1 protein-coding gene and 1 pseudogene are annotated in these 2,259 nt (G+C 49.2%); both read right to left on the reverse strand.

What is annotated here, in order from left to right:
* Positions 1-337 precede the first annotated feature (337 nt).
* The gene (istB, locus tag ACQ4M5_RS41665) at positions 338-1,129 is read right to left on the reverse strand and encodes an IS21-like element helper ATPase IstB (protein WP_430681677.1); all 792 of its coding nucleotides are present in this window, start codon (positions 1,127-1,129) and stop codon (positions 338-340) included.
* A 430-nt stretch (positions 1,130-1,559) separates the two neighbouring features.
* Positions 1,560-2,240: pseudogene (locus ACQ4M5_RS41670) on the reverse strand (IS21 family transposase); the annotation flags it as partial.
* Positions 2,241-2,259 lie beyond the last annotated feature (19 nt).

Here is a 2,259-nt window from a genome sequence, read left to right on the forward strand (position 1 = left end):
TGTGAAATGTCAATTACATAGGACAGATTTTTTCATCGAAACTAGAAGCTAGATTTGCAGAAATGAGATTGCAGAAATGAGATCAAAATGAGACAGAGATGACGAGAACAGCAAGCAGCAAAGCTGAAAAACGTTGTCATTCTAGAGCGTCAATTACAAATTGAGCGAAGGTGTACTACTGGACTGGACTAAAACAGGACTAAACCGAGAGGAGTACAGTGAGTCAGAATGCAGTAGTTGTGTGCATGAGCAAAACTGAACATGCGGAAGTTTGGATGGACTTCTGCTGTAAAAAGCAGTTTTCCATCGCCAACAGAATCAGATCGCAACTTGATTTTCAAGCAGGATGAGATCGCGCGAGCGCTTCTTGTTTGCGAAAACTCTCCGCCTTCATCTCAAAGATCGTGGCGTGATGGATCAATCGGTCAATCGCCGCGACCGTCATCATCGAATCGGTGAAGATACTCTCCCACTGGCTAAAGGGCTGATTTGCCGTAATCAAGAGACTTCTGCGCTCATATCGGTGAGCAATGAGTTCAAACAGCACCGAGGTTTCCGCTTCTGACTTTTTGACATAGCCCAAGTCATCTAAGATGAGCAGATCATACTTGTCGAGTTTGACCAAGAAAGCTGGGAGTTGCAATTGTAGTTTTGCTTGCTGCAATTGCTGCACCAATGTTGTTGCAGGCAAGAATTTGACTCGCTTACCGAGTTCGATGATGGAATATGCCAATGCGCTCGCACAATGCGTCTTTCCAGTTCCGCTCGCTCCGAAGAATAGGATATTGCTCGCGGTGTTCAGCCAGTCCGTTGTTTGTGCAAACTGCATGATTGCGGCTGGATTTAAGCTGGGCACATGGCTAAATTCAAAATTAGACCAAGATTTTCCGCAGGGCAATTGCGCTTCGCTCAGCGCGCGGGCAATCCGGGCTTGGTCGCGGCGACTGGCTTCGCCCTCCGCCAGTGCCAGCAGGAATTGTGCATAGCTCCAATTCTCTTGTGTAGCTCGATGTTCTATCGTCTGCCAGTCGGACAGGAAGTGCCCCAACTTGAGGCGTTTGAGCAAGGTGGTCAGACTCTCGTAAGGAGTTGGGGTCGGGGATTGAGACAGGACTGAGGAATTGGTCATAGCTTGCTAAAGTATGTTGCTCGGTTGCAATGTCAGGGACGGGGGACTCAGGGCGAGACTGAAAGTGCTGTTGGAGACGACTCAAGCTGAGTGTCCTCGTTTCCAACTCCTGATTCAGGTAGGCAACCACTGCCGCTTCCTGATCTTGGGTGGCAGCGATGTAGAGGGCTTCCACTATCAGCCGTGCTGCGGTGTCGGGATCACTCCCTTGATTTAATTGTTGCCATAGATCGCGCCAATCGTCATCGGGCAGTAACTCACTCTGCCAGTCACAATACAAGAAAGCTCTGGGTTTACGTCGTAAACTTTCCACGACATGGCGATAGTTAATGCTACGTTTACGCCGAATGGCAGCACTGCCAGGAACATGCAAGCGAGGCAGTTCCAGCACTTGAGTCGTACCGACAAAACCCACTAAGCGGTCATGGTAAAGATGAATGGTCAATCGATGCCCAATTAGCCGCGAAGGCACGCTGTAAAGAATACATCGGATGGTCATCGTGCTATGAGAGCTAACCCGTGCACTCAGCACTTCATAATCAGCCGTACGGTAGCGAGGCAAAGCTTGCAGGAAGCTTTGCTCGACCTGAAACTTCTGAGCGCACTTGGCATTGAGCTTTGTGATCACACTCTCGATAAAGGTTTGGTATTGTGCCACAGACTCAAACTCAAAGCTGCCTCGTCGATACAGTGCTTGACACAGACGACGTTTGAAATAGCCGTGTGAAAATTCGATGGCTCCATTTTGGTGGGCGACTCCTGGAGTGTTGCGGGTCGCTTGTATCCGATAGTGATCACAGATCGCGGCATACATTTGCGTCAATTGAGGATTGCGTCCGCCAGTGTTGCGATATGCTGCACTTAAGCTATCGGTGCGATGAGTCTGAGGCACACCACCACAGGCAAACAGCGCGTTCTGTAAGCCTTGGGATAAGCCAATAAAGCTTTCGCCCCCTAAGATGACTTGCACATACTGCCAGCCACTATAGGCAAGGCGATAATGATACAAAATGTGCTGTAACGGTTGCCCACCGATAGTAATGGTTATGCCTTTGAGGTGGGTGAAGTCAGATAGTCCCATCACACCCGGTTCATGCTTGATCTTGAACATCACTTCTTTCGGCTTACCA

The sequence above is a fragment of the Leptolyngbya sp. AN10 genome (assembly GCF_050565645.1).
In the GTDB taxonomy this organism is placed as follows: domain Bacteria; phylum Cyanobacteriota; class Cyanobacteriia; order Leptolyngbyales; family Leptolyngbyaceae; genus Leptolyngbya.